Origin of the sequence: Streptomyces sp. NPDC097595, assembly GCF_044761525.1 — a bacterium.
GTDB lineage: Bacteria > Actinomycetota > Actinomycetes > Streptomycetales > Streptomycetaceae > Streptomyces > Streptomyces drozdowiczii_A.
The window spans coordinates 104,491-120,782 of the sequence record NZ_JBIWCN010000014.1; the positions used below are offsets into that span (position 1 = coordinate 104,491).

Annotated in this window: 16 protein-coding genes; 9 read left to right on the forward strand and 7 right to left on the reverse strand. The window is 72.7% G+C overall.

What is annotated here, in order from left to right:
* Positions 1 to 2: 2 nt before the first annotated feature.
* Together ACIQZN_RS22070 and ACIQZN_RS22075 are read right to left on the reverse strand one after the other, a co-directional pair.
* The gene (locus tag ACIQZN_RS22070) at positions 3 to 440 is read right to left on the reverse strand and encodes an ATP-binding protein (RefSeq protein ID WP_403996399.1); all 438 of its coding nucleotides are present in this window, start codon (positions 438 to 440) and stop codon (positions 3 to 5) included.
* 34 nt (positions 441 to 474) lie between these two features.
* Positions 475 to 828 (reverse strand): STAS domain-containing protein, encoded by a 354-nt coding sequence (locus ACIQZN_RS22075; RefSeq protein ID WP_403996402.1) that lies wholly within the window; start codon positions 826 to 828, stop codon positions 475 to 477.
* 230 nt (positions 829 to 1,058) lie between these two features.
* Between ACIQZN_RS22075 and lanL the strand changes: the two genes are divergently transcribed.
* From lanL to tatA, 7 genes are all read left to right on the forward strand, one after another.
* Positions 1,059 to 3,719: a class IV lanthionine synthetase LanL gene (lanL, locus tag ACIQZN_RS22080; protein ID WP_403996405.1), complete on the forward strand. Its 2,661-nt coding sequence runs from the start codon at positions 1,059 to 1,061 to the stop codon at positions 3,717 to 3,719.
* A gap of 45 nt (positions 3,720 to 3,764) precedes the next feature.
* Complete coding sequence (locus tag ACIQZN_RS22085; RefSeq protein ID WP_403996408.1) at positions 3,765 to 3,923, forward strand: VenA family class IV lanthipeptide; 159 nt, start codon at positions 3,765 to 3,767, stop codon at positions 3,921 to 3,923.
* A gap of 206 nt (positions 3,924 to 4,129) precedes the next feature.
* Entirely contained in the window at positions 4,130 to 5,164 is a 1,035-nt protein-coding gene (locus tag ACIQZN_RS22090) for an ATP-binding cassette domain-containing protein (RefSeq protein ID WP_403996411.1), read from the forward strand.
* A complete protein-coding gene (locus tag ACIQZN_RS22095; RefSeq protein WP_403996414.1) occupies positions 5,161 to 6,015 on the forward strand; it encodes an ABC transporter permease in 855 nt (284 codons plus the stop codon). Before ACIQZN_RS22090 ends, ACIQZN_RS22095 begins: the two co-directional genes overlap by 4 nt.
* Before the next feature lie 195 nt (positions 6,016 to 6,210).
* The gene (locus ACIQZN_RS22100; RefSeq protein WP_403996647.1) at positions 6,211 to 7,206 is read left to right on the forward strand and encodes a DUF3533 domain-containing protein; all 996 of its coding nucleotides are present in this window, start codon (positions 6,211 to 6,213) and stop codon (positions 7,204 to 7,206) included.
* Positions 7,207 to 7,372: 166 nt separating this feature from the next.
* Positions 7,373 to 8,113 (forward strand): dienelactone hydrolase family protein, encoded by a 741-nt coding sequence (locus tag ACIQZN_RS22105; RefSeq protein ID WP_403996417.1) that lies wholly within the window; start codon positions 7,373 to 7,375, stop codon positions 8,111 to 8,113.
* Between the two features lie 118 nt (positions 8,114 to 8,231).
* A complete protein-coding gene (gene tatA / locus ACIQZN_RS22110) occupies positions 8,232 to 8,423 on the forward strand; it encodes a Sec-independent protein translocase subunit TatA (protein ID WP_161208257.1) in 192 nt (63 codons plus the stop codon).
* Positions 8,424 to 8,493: 70 nt separating this feature from the next.
* Here the strand turns inward: tatA and ACIQZN_RS22115 are convergent, their stop codons facing one another.
* A complete protein-coding gene (locus ACIQZN_RS22115; protein ID WP_403996422.1) occupies positions 8,494 to 9,153 on the reverse strand; it encodes a TetR/AcrR family transcriptional regulator in 660 nt (219 codons plus the stop codon).
* A 153-nt stretch (positions 9,154 to 9,306) separates the two neighbouring features.
* On the opposite strand from ACIQZN_RS22115, the gene ACIQZN_RS22120 reads away from it, so the two are divergent.
* Positions 9,307 to 10,425 carry a serine hydrolase domain-containing protein gene (locus ACIQZN_RS22120; RefSeq protein WP_403996425.1) on the forward strand — a complete coding sequence of 373 codons (1,119 nt, stop codon included), beginning with the start codon at positions 9,307 to 9,309 and terminating at the stop codon, positions 10,423 to 10,425.
* A gap of 4 nt (positions 10,426 to 10,429) precedes the next feature.
* Here the strand turns inward: ACIQZN_RS22120 and ACIQZN_RS22125 are convergent, their stop codons facing one another.
* Positions 10,430 to 11,269: a helix-turn-helix transcriptional regulator gene (locus ACIQZN_RS22125; RefSeq protein ID WP_403996428.1), complete on the reverse strand. Its 840-nt coding sequence runs from the start codon at positions 11,267 to 11,269 to the stop codon at positions 10,430 to 10,432.
* Positions 11,270 to 11,419: 150 nt separating this feature from the next.
* Here ACIQZN_RS22125 and ACIQZN_RS22130 point away from each other — a divergent pair, with 150 nt between their 5' ends.
* Positions 11,420 to 12,232: an alpha/beta fold hydrolase gene (locus ACIQZN_RS22130; protein ID WP_403996431.1), complete on the forward strand. Its 813-nt coding sequence runs from the start codon at positions 11,420 to 11,422 to the stop codon at positions 12,230 to 12,232.
* Here ACIQZN_RS22130 and ACIQZN_RS22135 read toward each other — a convergent pair.
* The 3 genes from ACIQZN_RS22135 to ACIQZN_RS22145 all read right to left on the reverse strand — a co-directional run bounded on the left by ACIQZN_RS22135 (position 12,216) and on the right by ACIQZN_RS22145 (position 16,211).
* Complete coding sequence (locus ACIQZN_RS22135) at positions 12,216 to 13,283, reverse strand: glycoside hydrolase family 43 protein (protein ID WP_403996434.1); 1,068 nt, start codon at positions 13,281 to 13,283, stop codon at positions 12,216 to 12,218. The two genes, ACIQZN_RS22130 and ACIQZN_RS22135, sit on opposite strands and share 17 nt — an antisense overlap.
* 89 nt (positions 13,284 to 13,372) lie before the next feature.
* Positions 13,373 to 14,116 (reverse strand): hypothetical protein, encoded by a 744-nt coding sequence (locus ACIQZN_RS22140; protein WP_403996437.1) that lies wholly within the window; start codon positions 14,114 to 14,116, stop codon positions 13,373 to 13,375.
* A gap of 13 nt (positions 14,117 to 14,129) precedes the next feature.
* The gene (locus ACIQZN_RS22145; RefSeq protein ID WP_403996440.1) at positions 14,130 to 16,211 is read right to left on the reverse strand and encodes a hypothetical protein; all 2,082 of its coding nucleotides are present in this window, start codon (positions 16,209 to 16,211) and stop codon (positions 14,130 to 14,132) included.
* Positions 16,212 to 16,292 lie beyond the last annotated feature (81 nt).

The following is a 16,292-nucleotide window of genomic DNA, read 5'->3' on the forward strand; positions in this document are numbered from 1 at the left end:
GGTCAGGGCAGCGCGGGCAGCTCCATCACCACCGTGATCCGTTTCCCGTCCGGGAAGACGCTGACGGACACCCGGCCGGCGAGCATCCGCACCAGCGGCCAGCCGTAGCCGCCGATCCTGGGCGCCTCCGCCCGCACCTTTGGCCCGGTCTCGGGCAGTTCCGCCGGGCTCTCGCTGCTGGCGTCGCCCACGGTGATACGCAGCCCGTCACCCGTGATCTCCGCCTCGAAGGCGGTCAGCCGACCGCCGTGCCGGAAGGCGTTCGTCACCAGTTCCGACGTCACCAGCAGCGTGTCGTCCACCACACGGGCCGGCCACTCGTCGAGAGCCGCCCCGAAGTGCGCCGCCAGCAGCTCGGTCACGATGCCCCGCGCCGCGGCCGCGTTCTGCGGAACGGCCGAAAGGACACCTTCCGCTTCCCCGCCCACTTCTACCGACATCCGCGTACGCCCCCGATCCGGCGGACCGACGCCCTCAGCACTGGAGCGCGGCTTCGGCGTCGTCCGCGAACCGGAACGCGCCGGCCGTACCCGTGACCTCGAAGAGCCTGCGTACGCCCGAGTGCAGCGGGCCGGCCAGGACGAGCGGCACACCCGCCTCCGCGTGTTCCCGCAGACCGCCCAGCAGGGCGTGGAGCGCCGCGGAGTCGGCGAACGTCACCCCGGACAGGTCGACCACCGTACGCACACCCCCGGCCGTCACCGCGCCGGTCAGCGCCGCCGACAGGTCACCGCTGCCCGACCACCCGTCCAGGCTGCCCCGGATCCGGATCAGCACCACGCCGTCGGCCGACTTCTCGGAACCGACTCCCCGTTCATCTTCCGCCATGAGCCGTATCCTCCTACGCCGCATCCCCGCACCGGCGCCCGGGGTCGGAAGGCGGTCCCGGGAGGCTGCCGGAGCGTGCGCCTCCCCGTGCGCCGGGCGCCGCCGGACCCGGTCAGCAGCGACCCCCTACGCTCGCTGGAGCAGGTGATTCCGGCTCGGGCGCGTTCCGGGCTCACGTGACATGGGCAATTTCCGACCAGCGGTCCTCACCGTTGGGAGGGACACCCCACATGACGAGTCACGCGACCGAAGCCGCACTCGAAAGCCTGCTGAACCGAGCCTTTCAGGCCACCCGCACCGGCGACTGCTGGACGACCCGGACCGACGAGGCATGGTGCCGCGTCGCCCCCCGTTCGGCGACCCGGCGCGACCAGGGCTGGAAGCTCCACCTGTCGGCGACGGCCGCCTCCGCACCGACGGTCCTCGTCAGGGCGCTGGACGTCCTGCTGCCCGACACCTCGGCCTTCAAGTTCGCCCGCTCCCTCGACCAGGTGAGCACCCTCAACTCCCGCGCCACGCCCCGGGGCAGCTCCGGAAAATTCATCACCGTCTACCCCCGCTCGGACGCCGACGCGGTCCGCCTCGCCCGCGAACTGCACCAGGCGACGGCCGGACTCCCCGGCCCCCGCATCCTCTCCGACCAGCCCTACGCCCCGTACAGCCTGGTGCACTACCGCTACGGAGCCTTCACCGGGCGCCAACGGCTCTCGGACCAGGGCCTGCTGATCTGGTACATCGAGGACCCCGACGGCAACCCGGTGGAGGACGAGCGCAGCGGCCGCTACGCCCCGCCCCCGTGGGCCGTCTGCCCGTTCCCCGCCACGGTGCCGCTTCCGCCCCCGGCGGCGGAGGCGGCGAGCGGCCCGGTCCTGCTCGGCGGCCGCTTCGCGGTACGGGAGGCGATCCGGCACACCAACAAGGGCGGCGTCTACCGGGGCACCGATGTCTCCACCGGCGCGCCCGTGGTCATCAAGGAGACCCGGCCCCATGTGGAGGGCGACGCCTCCGGGCGAGACGTCCGCGACTGGCTGCGCGCCGAGGCCCGGATGCTGGACAGGCTGAAGGGCACCGGGCTCGCCCCGGACGCCCTCGCCCTCTTCGAGCACGGCCGGCACCTGTTCCTGGCCCAGAGCGAGATCCCGGGCGTCAGCCTGCGGGACTGGGTCGCCGAGCGCTTCCGCGACCTGGGAAGCGAGGAGTACCGCCGCGAGGCACTGCCCCTGGTCGCCGAGCTCGTGGACCTCGTCACCGCGGCCCATGCCCACGGCTGCGTCCTGCGCGACTTCACACCCGGCAACGTCATGGTCCGCCCCGACGGCGAATTGCGCCTCATCGACCTGGAACTCGCCGCCGAGGACGCGGGCTCCTGCCTGCCGACCCGGGTCGGCACCCCCGGCTTCAGCGCCCCCGAACGCCTGAGGGACGCGCCGGTGTCCGTGACGGCCGACTACTACAGCCTCGGCGCCACCGCGTGCTTCGTCCTGACCGGCAAGGTGCCCAACCTGCTGCCCGAGGAGCCCGTCACCAGGACCGGTGAGGAACGGCTCGCCGCCTGGCTCGGAGCCTGCGGACCCGCCGGACCCCCGGACGCCGTGGCGGAGATGATCACCGGGCTGATGAAGGACGAGCCAGCCGCCCGCTGGGACACCCGCCGGGCGCGCGAGGCCCTCCGCGTTCCGGACACCCCCCGCGCCACGCGTACCGCACCGGCACGTGCGGTACGGGACGAGGACCTGGACCATGCCGTCGCCGGACTCGTCAACCACCTGATCGACACCGTGACGCCCGAAGACGTCCGGCGCCTGTGGCCGGTGTCCACCGCGTCCGGCGAGACCAACCCGTGCACCGTGCAACAGGGGGCGGCCGGGCCCCTGGCCGTCCTGACGCGGTACTTCGAACTGACCGGGGACTCCCGGCTGCCCGAAGTCCTCGCGGCGGCCGGCCACTGGATCGCGGACCGCACCCACCTCCAAACCACCCGCCCCGGACTGCACTTCGGGGACCTCGGCACCGCCTGGGCGCTGTACGACACCGGCCGGGCCCTCGCCGACCAGGCGCTCATCGACCACGCGCTCACCCTCGCGCTGACCCCGCAGGAGCCCACACTCCACCACGACATCACCCACGGCACCGCCGGCAGCGGCATGGCCGCCCTCCACCTGTGGCAGCGCACCGGTGACCCGCGTTTCGCCGGACTGGCCGAGGAAGCGGCCGACCGGCTGGCGTCCGCCGCGCGGCGGAGCCCGTCGGCGGTGAGCTGGCCGGTCCCCGCCGAAGCGGTCTCCGGCGAGGCCGGCAAGCAGTACCTGGGCTTCGCCCACGGCTCCGCCGGCATCGGCTGCTTCCTCCTGCTCAGCGCGGCCGCCTCCGGGCGCCAGGACCACCTGCGGCTCGCGGTGGAGGCGGGCGAACACCTTCTGCGCAGCGCCGTACGGATCGGCGGGGCGGTCCAGTGGCCCGCCCAGGCCGGCGACGAACCCACCGCCCCGTACTGGTGCCACGGCTCGGCCGGCATCGGCACGTTCCTCGTACGGCTTTGGCAGGTCACCGGCGACGACCGGTTCGGCGACCTCGCCCGCCGCAGCACCTCGGCCGTCACCGAACGCGCCTCCCGGGCCCCGCTCTCCCAGTGCCACGGCCTCGCGGGCAACGGCGACTTCCTGCTCGACCTGAGCGCCGCCACGGGGGAGCCCGCCCACCACGCCATGGCCGAAGCCATGGGCCGCCTCGCCGTCACCGAAGGCGCCCGCCGCCACCGGCACCTGGTCTTCCCCAACGAGTACGGCGACGTCTCGACCAGCTGGAGCGACGGATCGGCCGGAATCCTGGCCTTCCTCCTGCGGCTCCGCCACCCGAACTCCCGGCACTGGCTCGCCCAGCTGCCGGGCTGAGCGGCAGAGAACCTGCCGCCGAAACACAAGAAGAAGGAGAGAACCATGGAAAACCAGACCCAGGACCTCGAACTCCTCGCCCACCTCCACGCCCTCCCCGAGACCGACCCCGTCGGCGCCGAAGCGGGCTTCTCCGGCACGTGTGAGTGCATCGGCCTGCTGACGGTCCTCAACACGGTCTGCATCGGCATCAGCTGCGCCTAGGACCGGCCCACCGTCCGGGGGGGGGGGGGGCCGGGGCCCCCCCCCCCCCCCCCCCCCCCCCCCCCCCCCCCGGGGGGGCCCCCCCCCCCCCCCCCCCCCCCCCGCGCGGGGCCCCCCCCCCCCCCCCCCCCGCCGGGGGGGGGGCCCCCCCCCCCCCCCCCCCCCCCCCCGCACCCCACCGGCGAACCAGAGGTGAGGACCGCACCATGCGACTTCACACCGGCGGCGAGGAAATCGCCCCCGAGCACACCCCCGCCACCCTCGGCCCGCCCGAGTACGCCATCAGCACCCGCGGCCTCGTCAAGAGCTACCCCGGGCCCAAGGGCACCACCACACGCGCCGTGAGCGGCCTCGACCTGGACGTCCACCGGGGCGAGACCTTCGCCTTCCTCGGACCCAACGGCGCCGGGAAGTCCACCACCATCGCCATGCTCTGCGCCCTGGCCCGCCCCACCGCCGGCCACGCCACCGTGGCGGGCGCCGACGTCCGCACCCAGCCCCACCAGGTACGGCAGCGCGTCGGCATGCTGTTCCAGCAGAGCGCCCTCGACCCGGACCTGACACCCGAGCAGAACCTCCGCATCCACGCCCGCCTCTACGGCCTGCGCCGCGCCCACGTCCGCCGGCGCACCGCCGAAGTGCTGGAGGTGGCCGGACTCACCGACCGGCGCGCCTCACCCGTACGCACCCTGTCGGGAGGCATGCGGCGCCGCCTGGAAATCGCCCGCCAGCTCCTGCACGCACCGGGCGTCCTGTTCCTGGACGAGCCCACCACCGGCCTCGACCCCCACGCCCGCGCCCAGATCTGGGACCACCTGTACGCCCTCCGGGAGCGGAACGGCAGCACGCTCTTCATCACGACCCACCAGCTGGACGAGGCGGCCAACTGCGACCGTGTCGCCATCATCGACCGCGGCCGGCTGGTCGCCCAGGGCGCGCCCGGCGCGCTCAAGGCCGCCATCGGCGACGACCGGGTCATGCTGCGCACCAGCCAGGACGAGCGAGCACACCGTGTCGTCCACCGCATGGTTCCGCGCGGACACTCCGTCACCAGGGAGGCCGACGGGATCTGCCTGCGGCTGCCCGACGGCAGCTCCTGGATTCCCCGCCTCTGCGCGACCCTGGAGAGCCACGGCATCGCCGTCCGCTCCGCGTCCGCCACCCCGCCCACCCTCGACGACGTCTTCTTCCACCACACCGGCCGCAGCATCCACAGCACCCAGCCCGGCGGCGGCCGATGACCACACTCCCGCTCCACGCACCCGGCACCGGGGAGAGCACCCGGCCGGCCCGGCTGCGGCACGAACTGCGCGCCGTCCACGGCCTGATCCACCGGGACCTGCTCCGCCTGGCCGGCCAGCGCGCCCACACCGCGCTGATGCTGCTCCACCCCGTGCTGTACCTGCTGATCCTGGGCGGCGGGCTCGCCAAGCTCATCCCCGACTCCACGCTGGGCGTCGGCTATCAGACGTACCTGTTCCCCGGCATGCTGATGATGACCGTGCAGACCCCCGCCATCCTCGTCGGCATCCGCCTGATCACCGACCGCCAGAGCGGCTATCTGCGCGAACTCCTCATGGCCCCGGTCAGCCGGACGACCCTGCTCCTGGGCAACTGCGCCGGCGGCACCCTGGTCGCCACGATCCAGGGCGCCGTACTGCTGAGCCTGGCCGGAGGCGTCGGCCTGCCTTACGACCCGCTCCTCCTGGCGCTGCTCCTCACCGGCATGGCCCTGATCTCCTTCACGATCACCGCCCTCGCCCTCACCCTGGCCGTGGGCCTGAGCAGACCCGAGACGTTCCACACGCTGCTCGGCGTGATGATGATGCCCCTGCTGTTCCTCTCCGGCGGCTTCTTCCCCCTCCAGGCGCTCCCCGGCTGGACCCACGCCCTGGCCGCCGTGAACCCGCTCGCCCACGGAGTCGACATGCTGCGCGGCAGCATCGCCCTGCGCGCCCCGGACGCTGCGGCCGCCGGCGGACTCACCTGGGCCGGCCACCCGATCCCCCTCGTCGTGGAGGCGGCCCTGCTCCTGATCAGCGGCGCGGGTGCCCTGCTCTGGGCCGCCCGCCGGTTCGCACGGCAGGAATGACCCGCATCGCACGAACCGCAGGCCCTGCGCCGAACGGGTGGGTACGGCACCGGCCATGCGTGTTCTCTCCGTGACGCACGGGCCCGGCGTGAGGATGTCGGCGGAATGGGTGCACCGGTCAATCACGGCTGAGAGCGGGGACGTCACGTGGCGGATACAAGGGGCTCGACAGCGCAGCTCGGCGCGTGGGCGGAGATGCGGGACGCGATCACCACCAGAGCCGTGCTCGTCATGGTGGGCGTGCTGCTGCTCCAACTGGGCTTCGCCCTCTCGTACATGGGGGCGTTCCACGCTCCGAAGCCCCACCGCATCCCGATCACCCTGGTCGCCCCGCGCCCCGTGGAGGCCGACCTGGTCGCCCGGCTCAACTCACTGCCCGGCGACCCGGTGCACGTCACCGCCGTACAGGACCGCGCGCAGGCCAGGGCCCGGCTGCTGGAGCGCAAGACCGACGCCGCGCTGATCGTGGCGGTGACCGGGCGCACCGACACGCTGCTCGTCGCCTCGGCCGGCGGCCCCTCGGCGGCCGACGCCGCCGCGAAGGTCGTGGCGACCGTGGAACGTACGCAGAACCGGGCACTGACCGTACGCGACATCCACCCGCCCGCCGCGGGGGACAGCCGAGGGCTCTCGTCGTTCTACCTGGTGCTCAGCTGGACGATCGGCGGCTACCTCGCCGCCTCGGCACTCAACATGGCGGCCGGATCCAAGCGCCCCACGCTCCGGCGCTCCATCGTGCGGCTCGCGGCGATGGTGCCGTACGCCTTCATCTCCGGAATCGGCGGCGCCCTCATCGTCGGCCCCGTGCTGCACTGTCTGCCGGGCGCCTTCTGGGAGCTCGTCGGCATTGGCACCCTGGTCGTCTTCGCCTCCGGTGCCGTGGGCGTGGCGCTCCAGTCGCTGCTCGGCACGATCGGGCTCGGCCTGACCATCCTCATCTTCACGATCCTCGGCAACCCGAGCTCCGGCGGCGTCTACCCGGCCTCCCTGCTGCCGCCCTTCTGGGCCGCGATCGGCCAGGCCCTGCCACCCGGCGCCGGGACGACCGCCGTCCGGAACACGGTCTACTTCGACGGCAACAACACCACGGGCGCCCTCTGGATCCTCGGCGCCTGGGCGTTCGCCGGGATCGTCGTGGCCCTGGTGGCCGCCGCCGTGCGCGGCCGGCGGGCCCGTACGGAAACCCGTTAGGCGACCGCTGCGGCCCCCTGCTACATTCTCCCCGGCCGTGCGAAAGAACGAGGAGGTGGTACCCGTGAACGCAGTATCGACATGGGTGCTCCCCTCCGGGGTCACGGTCGGGCGATAGGCAGATCGTCCGGGAGCGCCGTTCTGTGCACTCCCGAAAGGCACGATCATGCATTTCACTTCCGAGCAGCGCCTGGACGACGGCGTACTCGAACGCTCCTTCACCCTCGATGGCATCCCGGGCATCCTCTGGACGCCCGAGTCGGCTTCGGCGTCCGCACCGGTGCCTTTGATCCTCCTCGGTCAGCCTCCCCTCGGCCTGAACAGGATGTACCCGCGTCTGGCCGGCCGGGCCCGGCACTCCGCTGCGGAGGGCATCGCCACGGCGACCATCGAACTCCCCGGCTGCGGCGACCGGCCCCGGCTGCCCGCCGTCGAGCAGGCCCGCGCGGACATGCGGCAGGCCCTGGACGCGGGCGAACCGGTCGGTGACGAGATCATCGACCGCCTCGTCCTGCCGCTGGTCGACCAGGCGGTTCCCGAGTGGCAGGCCGCCATGGACGCGGTCCTCGCGCTCCCCGAGGTCACCGGCCCGGTGGGCTACTCGGGCGGTGTGATCTCCATCGGCGTCCGGCTCGCGGCGGTCGACCCGCGCATCGCGGCCGCCGGACTCTTCGCCGGCAGCTTCATCCCGCGCTCCACGTACGACGAGGCCCGCCGGCTCACCATCCCGCTGCACGTCCTGTTGCAGTGGGACGACGAGGGGAACGACCGGCAGGCGGCGCTCGACCTGTTCGACGCCTTCGGCTCCGAGGAGAAGGCGCTGCATGCCAACATGGGCGGCCACACCGGCGTCCCGGCATACGCGGGGGCCGCGGCGGCCCACTTCTTCACCCGGCATCTGAAGTAGGGCCGCGGGGGCACGACCCGTCCCACCTGCCGGAAGGGTTCACAGCTCAGGCGCCTAAGGTGTCTGCTGTACGGGTGTGGCCCCGCACGCATGGACGACAACGAAGGAAAGAGGTGACGTGATGCTCCGCAACGGTCTGGAACCGTGGCACCTGCTCATCGTGGCACTGGTGGTCATCATGGTGTTCGGCTCGAAGAAGCTTCCCGACATGGCGCGCTCCCTGGGCAAGTCCGCCCGCATTCTCAAGAGCGAGGCCAAGGCGATGAAGGCCGAGGCGAATGCCGATCCCGCCGCGCCGGGGCACTCGTAACCTCTGCGCCGACGAGGGGCCGGGGCGGCGGCGAACAACGAGCCGCCGCCCCGGCCCCTTCGTGTGCCTCCTAGCCGGTGCGCACGACGGCCTCGATGTGGCCGAGGTGGGCCGCGAGGATGTCCTCGAAAGCCGCCTGGTGGTCCGTCTGGAGCGGGCGGAGATCACGGGCGAAGTGCGCCAGGGCGGGGAAGCGCTCGGGGTCGGCGCCCAGGACCGCCACCCGGAACAGCTCCTTGCCCTGCTCGCGCTCCTCCGGCGTGAGGGTGTCGGCACCGGCCTCCGACGCGATCAGCGAGGCGATGAGGACCACGATCCGGTGGTAGCGCACCGGAATCTCCTCGTCGGCCAGCCCCGAGGCGCGCAGTGCCTGAAGCACCTCCTCCACGACGAGCCGTGAACCCGCGCCGCTCGACACGTAACGCGCCCAGACCGCGGCGAGCTGCGGCTGCAGGCGGAAGGCGTCCCGCACGCGCAGGGCCAAGGCCGTGAGGCGCTGCTTCCAGTCGCCCTCGGGGCGGTAGCCCTCCATGGCGGTCAGCAGGACCCGGTCCGCGACCGCGCGCAGCAGCTCCGTCTTGCTGCGGAAATGCCGGTAGAGGCTCGACGAGTCGGTCCCGAGGACTGCCGCCAGTTTCCGCACGCTGAACGACTCCGTCGCGCTCGTACGCAGCAGTTCAGCCGCCGCGTCCAGGATCTCTTCGCTCGTCCAACGCCTTCGGCCTGCCATGTCGCTCCTCTCGCCGACCTCCAGCCTAGCTCATGCACTTGGCGTTGCACGCGGTGCGTGCATAATGGGGTGCATGAGCTGCCGGGCGACCCGGCAGGAGGTGGGCCGGCGTGTGCGACCGCCGGTCCCGGGGGTTACGAAGGGACGCACGCCATGAAGAACCGACTGGATTCCACGGCACTGGACGCCGCCATCGAGAACGTGCACCGCGCGGGAATGCCGGGCCTGTTCGCCGAGGTCCGGCACGGCGACCGGGTCTGGCGCGGCGCGGCCGGGGTCGCCGACACCGCCACCGGCCGGCCCGTCGACGCCGCCATGCGCCACCGCATCGGCAGCGTCACCAAGACGTTCACCGCCGCCGCGGTCCTGCGCCAGGCCGAGCGCGGCCGGATCGAGCTCGACGCGCCGATCGGCCTCTACCTGCCGACGCTGGTGCCGGGGGAGCGGGGTGAGGCGATCACCGTACGGATGCTGCTCAACCACACCAGCGGCCTCGCCGAGTACCTCCCGTACGCCTATCCCTCCCTCAAGGCGTTCCCCGTCATCGCCGAGACCGGGCCCGAGAGCCTGGACGACCACCGGTACACGCGGTGGGAACAGACGGACCTGATCGCCATGGGCGTCGGCGCACCCGCCGCCTCCGCTCCGGGCGGCGCGCCGGGGCTGTACTCCAACACCAACTACCTGCTGCTCGCCGAACTCCTGGCGCAGGTGAACGGCACCACGGCCGAGGAGTGCATCACCCGCGACGTCATCGAGCCCGCCGGGCTCACGGACACCGCGTTCCCCACCGGACCGGAGATCGACGGACCGCACGCACGGCTCTACGAGGCGTGGTTCGGCAAGATCGACCCGCCGCGCGACTACAGCGTCTTCGACATGTCCTGGACGGGCCCATCGGCCTCCCTGATATCGACCGTCGCCGACGTGAACCTCTTCTACGCCCAGCTCCTGGCCGGAAAGATCGTCACCCGGTCCTCGCTGGACCAGATGCGGCGCACCAACCCGGTCATCTCCCAGGAGGGCCGGATCATCGAGTACGGCCTCGGACTGCACCCGACGGAGACGCCGGGCCAGGACACCTTCTGGGGCCACGGCGGCACGGTCTGGGGCGGCGGCACCCTGGCCATGACCCGCGCCGACGGCGAACGCCAGATGGCGGTGGCGGTCAACCTCCAGCGGTGGAACCGTCTGGACGCCTCCGGCAGGCCGCAGCCCCACCCCATCGACGCGGCGCTGGAAGCCCTGTACCGGGTCGCGATGTACGGCTGACCGGTCAGTCGCACAGGTGGCGCGGACCGCGTACGCGCAACTCGTCCAGCACCGTGGCCGTTCCGGGCGGCGGCGTGAAGATCCGCAGGCGCTGGTCCGCCGCAGGGGTGGCCAGCACCTCGCAGTCCAGATCGATCCTGCCCAGCTCCGGATGGACGAGCCGGTACGGATGCGACCGCCGTACGGCTACCTCGTGCCGGTCCCACAGTGCGGCGAAGTCCGGGCTCGCCGCCCGGCATCGCGCCACCAGTGACCGGGAGGCCGCGTCGTCCCCGCGCCGGGCCGTCGCGGCCCGCAGGTCGGCCACCAACTGCCGCGCCTGCTCCTCGTGTTCCTCGGCCGCGAAGTGGCCGCGCACCACCGGATCGGTGAACCAGCGCAGGACGATGTTGCGGTCCTCCTCCGCGACCGAGCAGACGCAGCCGAACAACGCGAGCGCCAGCTCGTTCTGCGCCAGCAAGTCGCCCAGGTCGCTGACCACTTGGACGGGCACCCCGTCCAGCCGGTCCAGCAGATACCGCAGGCCCGGGCGCAGGTAGCCGCCGGCCCGCGCGCCCTCCGGCGGGCGGTGCCCGGCGAGCACGTACAGATGGTCCCGCTCGTCCTCGGTCAGCCGCAGCGCGCCCGCCAGCGCGGCGAGCACCTGGACGGAGGGCTGCGGTCCACGGGCCTGTTCGAGCCGCATGTAGTAGTCGGCGGACATCCCCGCGAGGACGGCGACCTCCTCGCGGCGCAGCCCCGGTGTCCGCCGCCTCGACCCCTCGGCGAGCCCGGCCTCGCGCGGCGTCAGCCGCTCCCTGGACCGGCGCAGGAAATCGGCGAGCTCTGGACGCTTCGGTGTCATGTCGGGCTCAGGATATCGGCCCCGGGGCGCCGCATCCTGGGACCGCCGGTCCTAGGTGTAACGCTCCGCTCCCGGCCGGGCACCGGCGGCGGCACGATCGGCACAGGGCCTGTCCGCGGCCTGTCCGACACACAGATCGGCGGTCGCACGATGAAGGAATCCACACTGTCGGTTCCGGGCGCACGCCTGCGCCACACCGTCCGAGGCGACGGTCCGGTGCTCCTGCTCATCGCGGGAGGCCACCACGGGATCGACGCCACCGAACCGCTGGCACGCCACCTCGCCGACCGGTACACCGTCGTCACCTACGACCGGCGCGGCCTGTCCGGGAGCACCACCGACGCCCCCGCGAGGACGCTCGCCACGCACGCCGAGGACGCCTCCCGCCTGCTCCGCAGCCTCGGCCCGGAGCCCGCGCTCGTCTACGGAACCAGCCTCGGGGCCCTCATCGCACTGGAACTGACAGCCTGTCATCCCGAGCAGGTCGCGGCGGTCGTCGCTCACGAACCACCCGCCGCGCGCCTGCTTCCGGATCCCGGGCAGGGCATCGGGCGGCTGCTCGCCGTCGAGGAGACCTTCCAAACGCACGGCGCGGACGCGGCCATGCGCGCGTTCGCGGCCGACCTCGACATCGACCCCGCCGACTCCGAGCCGGACCTCCCGCCACGCGCTCCCGGGCCGGACCGCGTGCGGAACGCGGAGGTCCTGCTCACCTACGACCTGCCGGCGATCAGGGCACACGTCCTCGACCCGGCCGCGCTCGTCTGCTCGCCCGCCCGCATCGTGGCCGCGGCCGGCGAGAAGTCGGGCCACCTCTGGACGCACACATGCGCCGAACTTCTCGCCGGCGCGCTGGGGACACGTCTGGAGACGTTCCCCGGCGGCCACAACGGATACGCGTTCCGCCCGCGCGCCACCGCGGACCGGATTCACGCGGTGCTCGGTGTCACTCGAAGAACTTGAGGCTGTAACCGGTGTCGGTGTTCGGCCCGGGGACGTTGGCGCGGCTGTACGTGGTGTTGCCCCACCAGCAGAAGGAGCCGGTGTACCAGTAGCGGTTCTCCCAGCTGTACGGGGTGCCCTTGGCCACCGCGTGGAACATCAGCGGGAACGTGGGCCCGGCCGGCGGGCTGGTGGCGATGTCCCCGTCGAGCAGGACGAAGGTGTGGTGGCCCGGGCCGTTCACGTTCAGGGTGGGGTCCCAGCCGGTCATCATCGTCGCGCGGTTGGAGCCGAACAGGCAGCCGTTGGACTTGTACCAGTCCCACACGTACGTCGGGTCGCCGCCCGCCCGGAGCCGCAGTTCCGCGACGCAGTACTGATCGCTCCAGCTGCCGTTGGCGGAGTAGGTGATGTGCAGCTGCCCGTTCGGGTCCTTGATCGCCTCGGGGCCCTCGTTGATGAAGGGGTTGCCGACGACGCGCTCCCAGCTCTCCCTGGGCTGGGAGATGATGTACCGGGCGCCCGTGGGGGTGGTCGGGCTGCTCATCCGCGCGATGTAGAGGTTCTGCTCGACGTTGGTCGTGCCGGCCCAGCCCGACCAGACGAACCAGCGCTGTCCGTTGAAGGTGAACATGGTGCCGTCGATCGCCCACTTGTCGTCGGGCAGGGCGAGCTTCGTCGCGGCGGTGTATCCGGTGTCGGGGCCCGCGGAGCTGATCACGTACATGCGGTGGGCGGCGCCCCGGCCGGCCGAGAAGTACACGTAGTAGCGGCCGCCGTCCCGCACGATCTCCGGGGCCCAGATCTCGCCCAGGTTCCCGGTGTCCGACCACACCTGCCGGGCCGGGGCCGAGGCCAGACCGCCGGTCGAGGACGCCTGCCGGACGCTGATGCCGCCGCCGGTCGACTGGACCGAGATGTACGTCCCGCCCACGCGCAGCACGCTGGGATCGGCGCCACGGATGGCCGTCTGCCCCGCCTCGGCGGGCCGGGCGGAGATGAGCGACATCGTGAGGGCCAGAAGCATGGACAGCGCGAAGGCTGCCACACCGGAGATCCGGGAGACTCTCATGGCTTCCCTTTCCCGTGTGGGGGGCATGGGGACGGACTGACTCCATGACCCTATCCACGCAGGGGTGTGTCCATGTCAAAAATTCCGTCTCACCCCTCGTAATCCTCGATGAGACGGCTGATGACACCGCGCAGGACGTCCGCCCTGGCCCGGTCCACCCGCTGCTCGCGCAAGGCGCGTTCCACCGACCGGAGCCGCTGCCACGCCTCCGGGTCCGCGTCCATGACCTCCTCCACGAGCGGCGAGGAGACCAGCTCCAGGCACTCGGCGAGCCGCAGCCGGGTGGCGGCGGCCGGCGGGCCGGAAGGGGGCTCGGCGAACCCGTCCGTCAGGTACCGCGCGGGATCGCCGAGGCTCCAGCCGGCGACCGCCCCCTCGTGGACCAGCAGGGCCACATCGGGGGCGACCCCGAGCCGCGCGTCCCATTCCCTGCCGAGGAGGCGGGCGTCCGCGAGGCAGTTCAGCGCGCGGCCCTCGGGGTCGCAGTGGAACACCGTGGTCGGGGGCATGCCGAACTCCCCGACGACGTCCGCGCGCAGCCCGGCCGCCCGGGTGCGCGGCGCACGGTCCGCAGCCTCGGAGACGTACCGCGCGGGCACGAAGAACGTGAGACTGCGCAGCTCCCGGCTGTCGCGGTCGAAGCGGACGTACTCGTCCTCCGACCACAGCCACCGCATGCTGCCGAACGTCTCCGACAGCTCCCGCTCGCGTCCGGCCGGGTCCGCGTACCCCGCGACGATCAGCTGGAGATCGCGGAAGTCGAAGCGGGGGGTGAACGCGAGGGGCCGGTCCGTCGTCTCGGCGGCCATGCCGTCGCCGATGGTGACCTTCACCGTGGTCGTCGCCTCACTTGATGCGCCTCGCGGCCGCCAGGTAGCCGCCCTTGGTGTCGTGGATCTTCCCGTTCACGATGTCCTCGTGGGTCACCGGGGGCTGCGGGTCGTCGGGCGAGCCGCCGAGCGCCTTGGCCCCGGTCTCGCCCTTCTTGCCGGAGGGGCCGTAGCCCGTGATGACGTCACCCGCCCCGGCGCCGGGGCCCTTCGTCACCACGATGTCCTCGCCCTTCCGGAAGATGAGATTCCCGCGCTGTCCCTGGGAGAGGTACACCGCGTCCGGGGCCTTGAGGATCTCCGCCACGCGTGCGTCGCTGAAGTGGGGGTGGTAGTTGCTGGACTTGCGCACCTTGCCGTCCCCGGCCCGGTCGATGACGGTCTCCGCGGCCTGCACCGCCTTGGCGTCGGGGCACTTGGGGCCGGAGGAGAAGCCGGCCCATGTGGACGGACGAAGGTGCACGGGGGCGGTGGAGCGGAACAGCCCGGCCGGCACGGTGACGCCTCCGGAGCGGGCCGCCGTGCCCGAGGCCGAGGTGCGGGGCGTGCAGCCGCCGGCGTCGCGCTCCTGGCGTACCCGGTCGACCAGCTTCTTGACCTCGGTCTTCGCCAGGGCATAGGCGTTGATCAGGGTGTCGGCGCGGTACGGGATCCGGTACTGGACGAGGCGGCCGCCGCTGGCCCGGGAGCGGGCCCGTGCCTCGTTCTTCTTCTGCGCCTCGACCGAGGCGAAGGTGGGTCCGGCGCCCGGGTCGGAGCAGGACAGGTTGCCCGACACGGACGTTCCGGAGACCGTGAAGGAGCTCTGCGGACTGGTGCACCGGCCGGCGGACCTGCCGTCGATGCTGAAGGAGGCGGTCATCACCGCAGTGACCTTGCCGCTGACCAGACGGCTCCTGGCGCTGGTGGTGAGGTGTCCGGAAAAGCTGTTCCTGGCCGTGCAGCCACCGGTACCGCACTTCACCGTGCCGCCGCTGCTGAGGGTCAGGCTGATGCCGCTGTCGGTGGCGTTCTTCAGCTCCTCCGTCTGCTTCTCCAGCGTGTCGTACATGGGGTCGACGGCGTCCCCGGCGACCGGCGCCAGGTCCAGCCCCTCGGAATCGCTCTCCGCCAAGGGGCCGTCCGTCAACTCGGGGATCTCGGGCGGATCCTCGTCGTCCGATCCCGCCCGGGCGGTGACGGTCGTCAGCCGGACCGGGGCCGCATCGGCCGAACCGCCGGACGTGCCTCCGGGGCGCGCGGCACCGTACGACTCAAGACGCAGCACGCGGTGGGGCTTCTGCTTCGTGACGAGCAGCCGGCCCGCCGAGGTGTCCACCGCGAGCGCCGGGGTGCCGTCGACGGCGGGCGGCCGCGCGGATTCGCTGGGGGCCGGTGTGCCCTCCAGCGGGTCGAGCGCCTTCGCGAGCGCGGTCGCCAGGTCGGGCGGGGCCGGCACGTGTCCGACCGTCTCCTGGGTGATGCTGTCGCTCTCGTCGGCGGCCGCCCACGCGCCGGAGGCCGAGCCCTTCGCCCGGGTGAAGGTCCTGCCGCCGATGTGCAGAACCTCGCGGGCGAGTCCGGAGCTCCCGACCTCCACGGCACCGAAGCGGCTGCCGGACGAGGTGACGGTGATGTCCCGCTTCACCGGGTCGTCACCGGAGTCCCGGTAGCGCAGACCGGGGGCATCCGCCAGGGCGGCCACGGCCTGCCGGAACGGCTTCAAGTCCCGCTTGGCCACCGGCTCGTCCGACCCGGCCCCGCCGTGCCGGACCAGCAGTCCGGCCACGAGCCCCGCGGCCAGCACCCCGACCCCGCCGAACAGCAGCAGACGCTTGCGCCGCCGGACGGGCGGCGGCTGCCCCGGCCCGTACTGCGGCGGACCGTACGGGTATTGCGGCGGAGGACCGTAGGGCGAGCGCGGCGGCGGTACGGCCTGCGGGGGGTAGGGGCCCTGCGGCGGCGGCCCGAAGACCCCGGACGGGGCGGCGTACGGGGAGTGCTGAGGCGGTACGTCCGCCGGAGGGGGCGGCCCGAAGACCCCGGCCGGCGGGCTGTGCGGCATGCCCTGCGGCGGGCGGTCCGCCGGGTTCGCGTACGCGTCTTCGTGTTCCGTCATGAACTTCCCCCGTGGCTGGTCCGTGTTCCGCTGATCGTTACAGGGACAGTGTGGGGGTGACGCCCCCTCGTGCCACCGGAA

Coding starts and splice junctions, on each gene's coding strand:
- ACIQZN_RS22070 (WP_403996399.1), bottom strand. CDS start 440: ATGTCGGTAGAAGTGGGCGGGGAAGCGGAAGGTGTCCTTTCGGCCGTT.
- ACIQZN_RS22075 (WP_403996402.1), bottom strand. CDS start 828: ATGGCGGAAGATGAACGGGGAGTCGGTTCCGAGAAGTCGGCCGACGGC.
- lanL (WP_403996405.1), top strand. CDS start 1,059: ATGACGAGTCACGCGACCGAAGCCGCACTCGAAAGCCTGCTGAACCGA.
- ACIQZN_RS22085 (WP_403996408.1), top strand. CDS start 3,765: ATGGAAAACCAGACCCAGGACCTCGAACTCCTCGCCCACCTCCACGCC.
- ACIQZN_RS22090 (WP_403996411.1), top strand. CDS start 4,130: ATGCGACTTCACACCGGCGGCGAGGAAATCGCCCCCGAGCACACCCCC.
- ACIQZN_RS22095 (WP_403996414.1), top strand. CDS start 5,161: ATGACCACACTCCCGCTCCACGCACCCGGCACCGGGGAGAGCACCCGG.
- ACIQZN_RS22100 (WP_403996647.1), top strand. CDS start 6,211: ATGCGGGACGCGATCACCACCAGAGCCGTGCTCGTCATGGTGGGCGTG.
- ACIQZN_RS22105 (WP_403996417.1), top strand. CDS start 7,373: ATGCATTTCACTTCCGAGCAGCGCCTGGACGACGGCGTACTCGAACGC.
- ACIQZN_RS22115 (WP_403996422.1), bottom strand. CDS start 9,153: ATGGCAGGCCGAAGGCGTTGGACGAGCGAAGAGATCCTGGACGCGGCG.
- ACIQZN_RS22120 (WP_403996425.1), top strand. CDS start 9,307: ATGAAGAACCGACTGGATTCCACGGCACTGGACGCCGCCATCGAGAAC.
- ACIQZN_RS22125 (WP_403996428.1), bottom strand. CDS start 11,269: ATGACACCGAAGCGTCCAGAGCTCGCCGATTTCCTGCGCCGGTCCAGG.
- ACIQZN_RS22130 (WP_403996431.1), top strand. CDS start 11,420: ATGAAGGAATCCACACTGTCGGTTCCGGGCGCACGCCTGCGCCACACC.
- ACIQZN_RS22135 (WP_403996434.1), bottom strand. CDS start 13,283: ATGAGAGTCTCCCGGATCTCCGGTGTGGCAGCCTTCGCGCTGTCCATG.
- ACIQZN_RS22145 (WP_403996440.1), bottom strand. CDS start 16,211: ATGACGGAACACGAAGACGCGTACGCGAACCCGGCGGACCGCCCGCCG.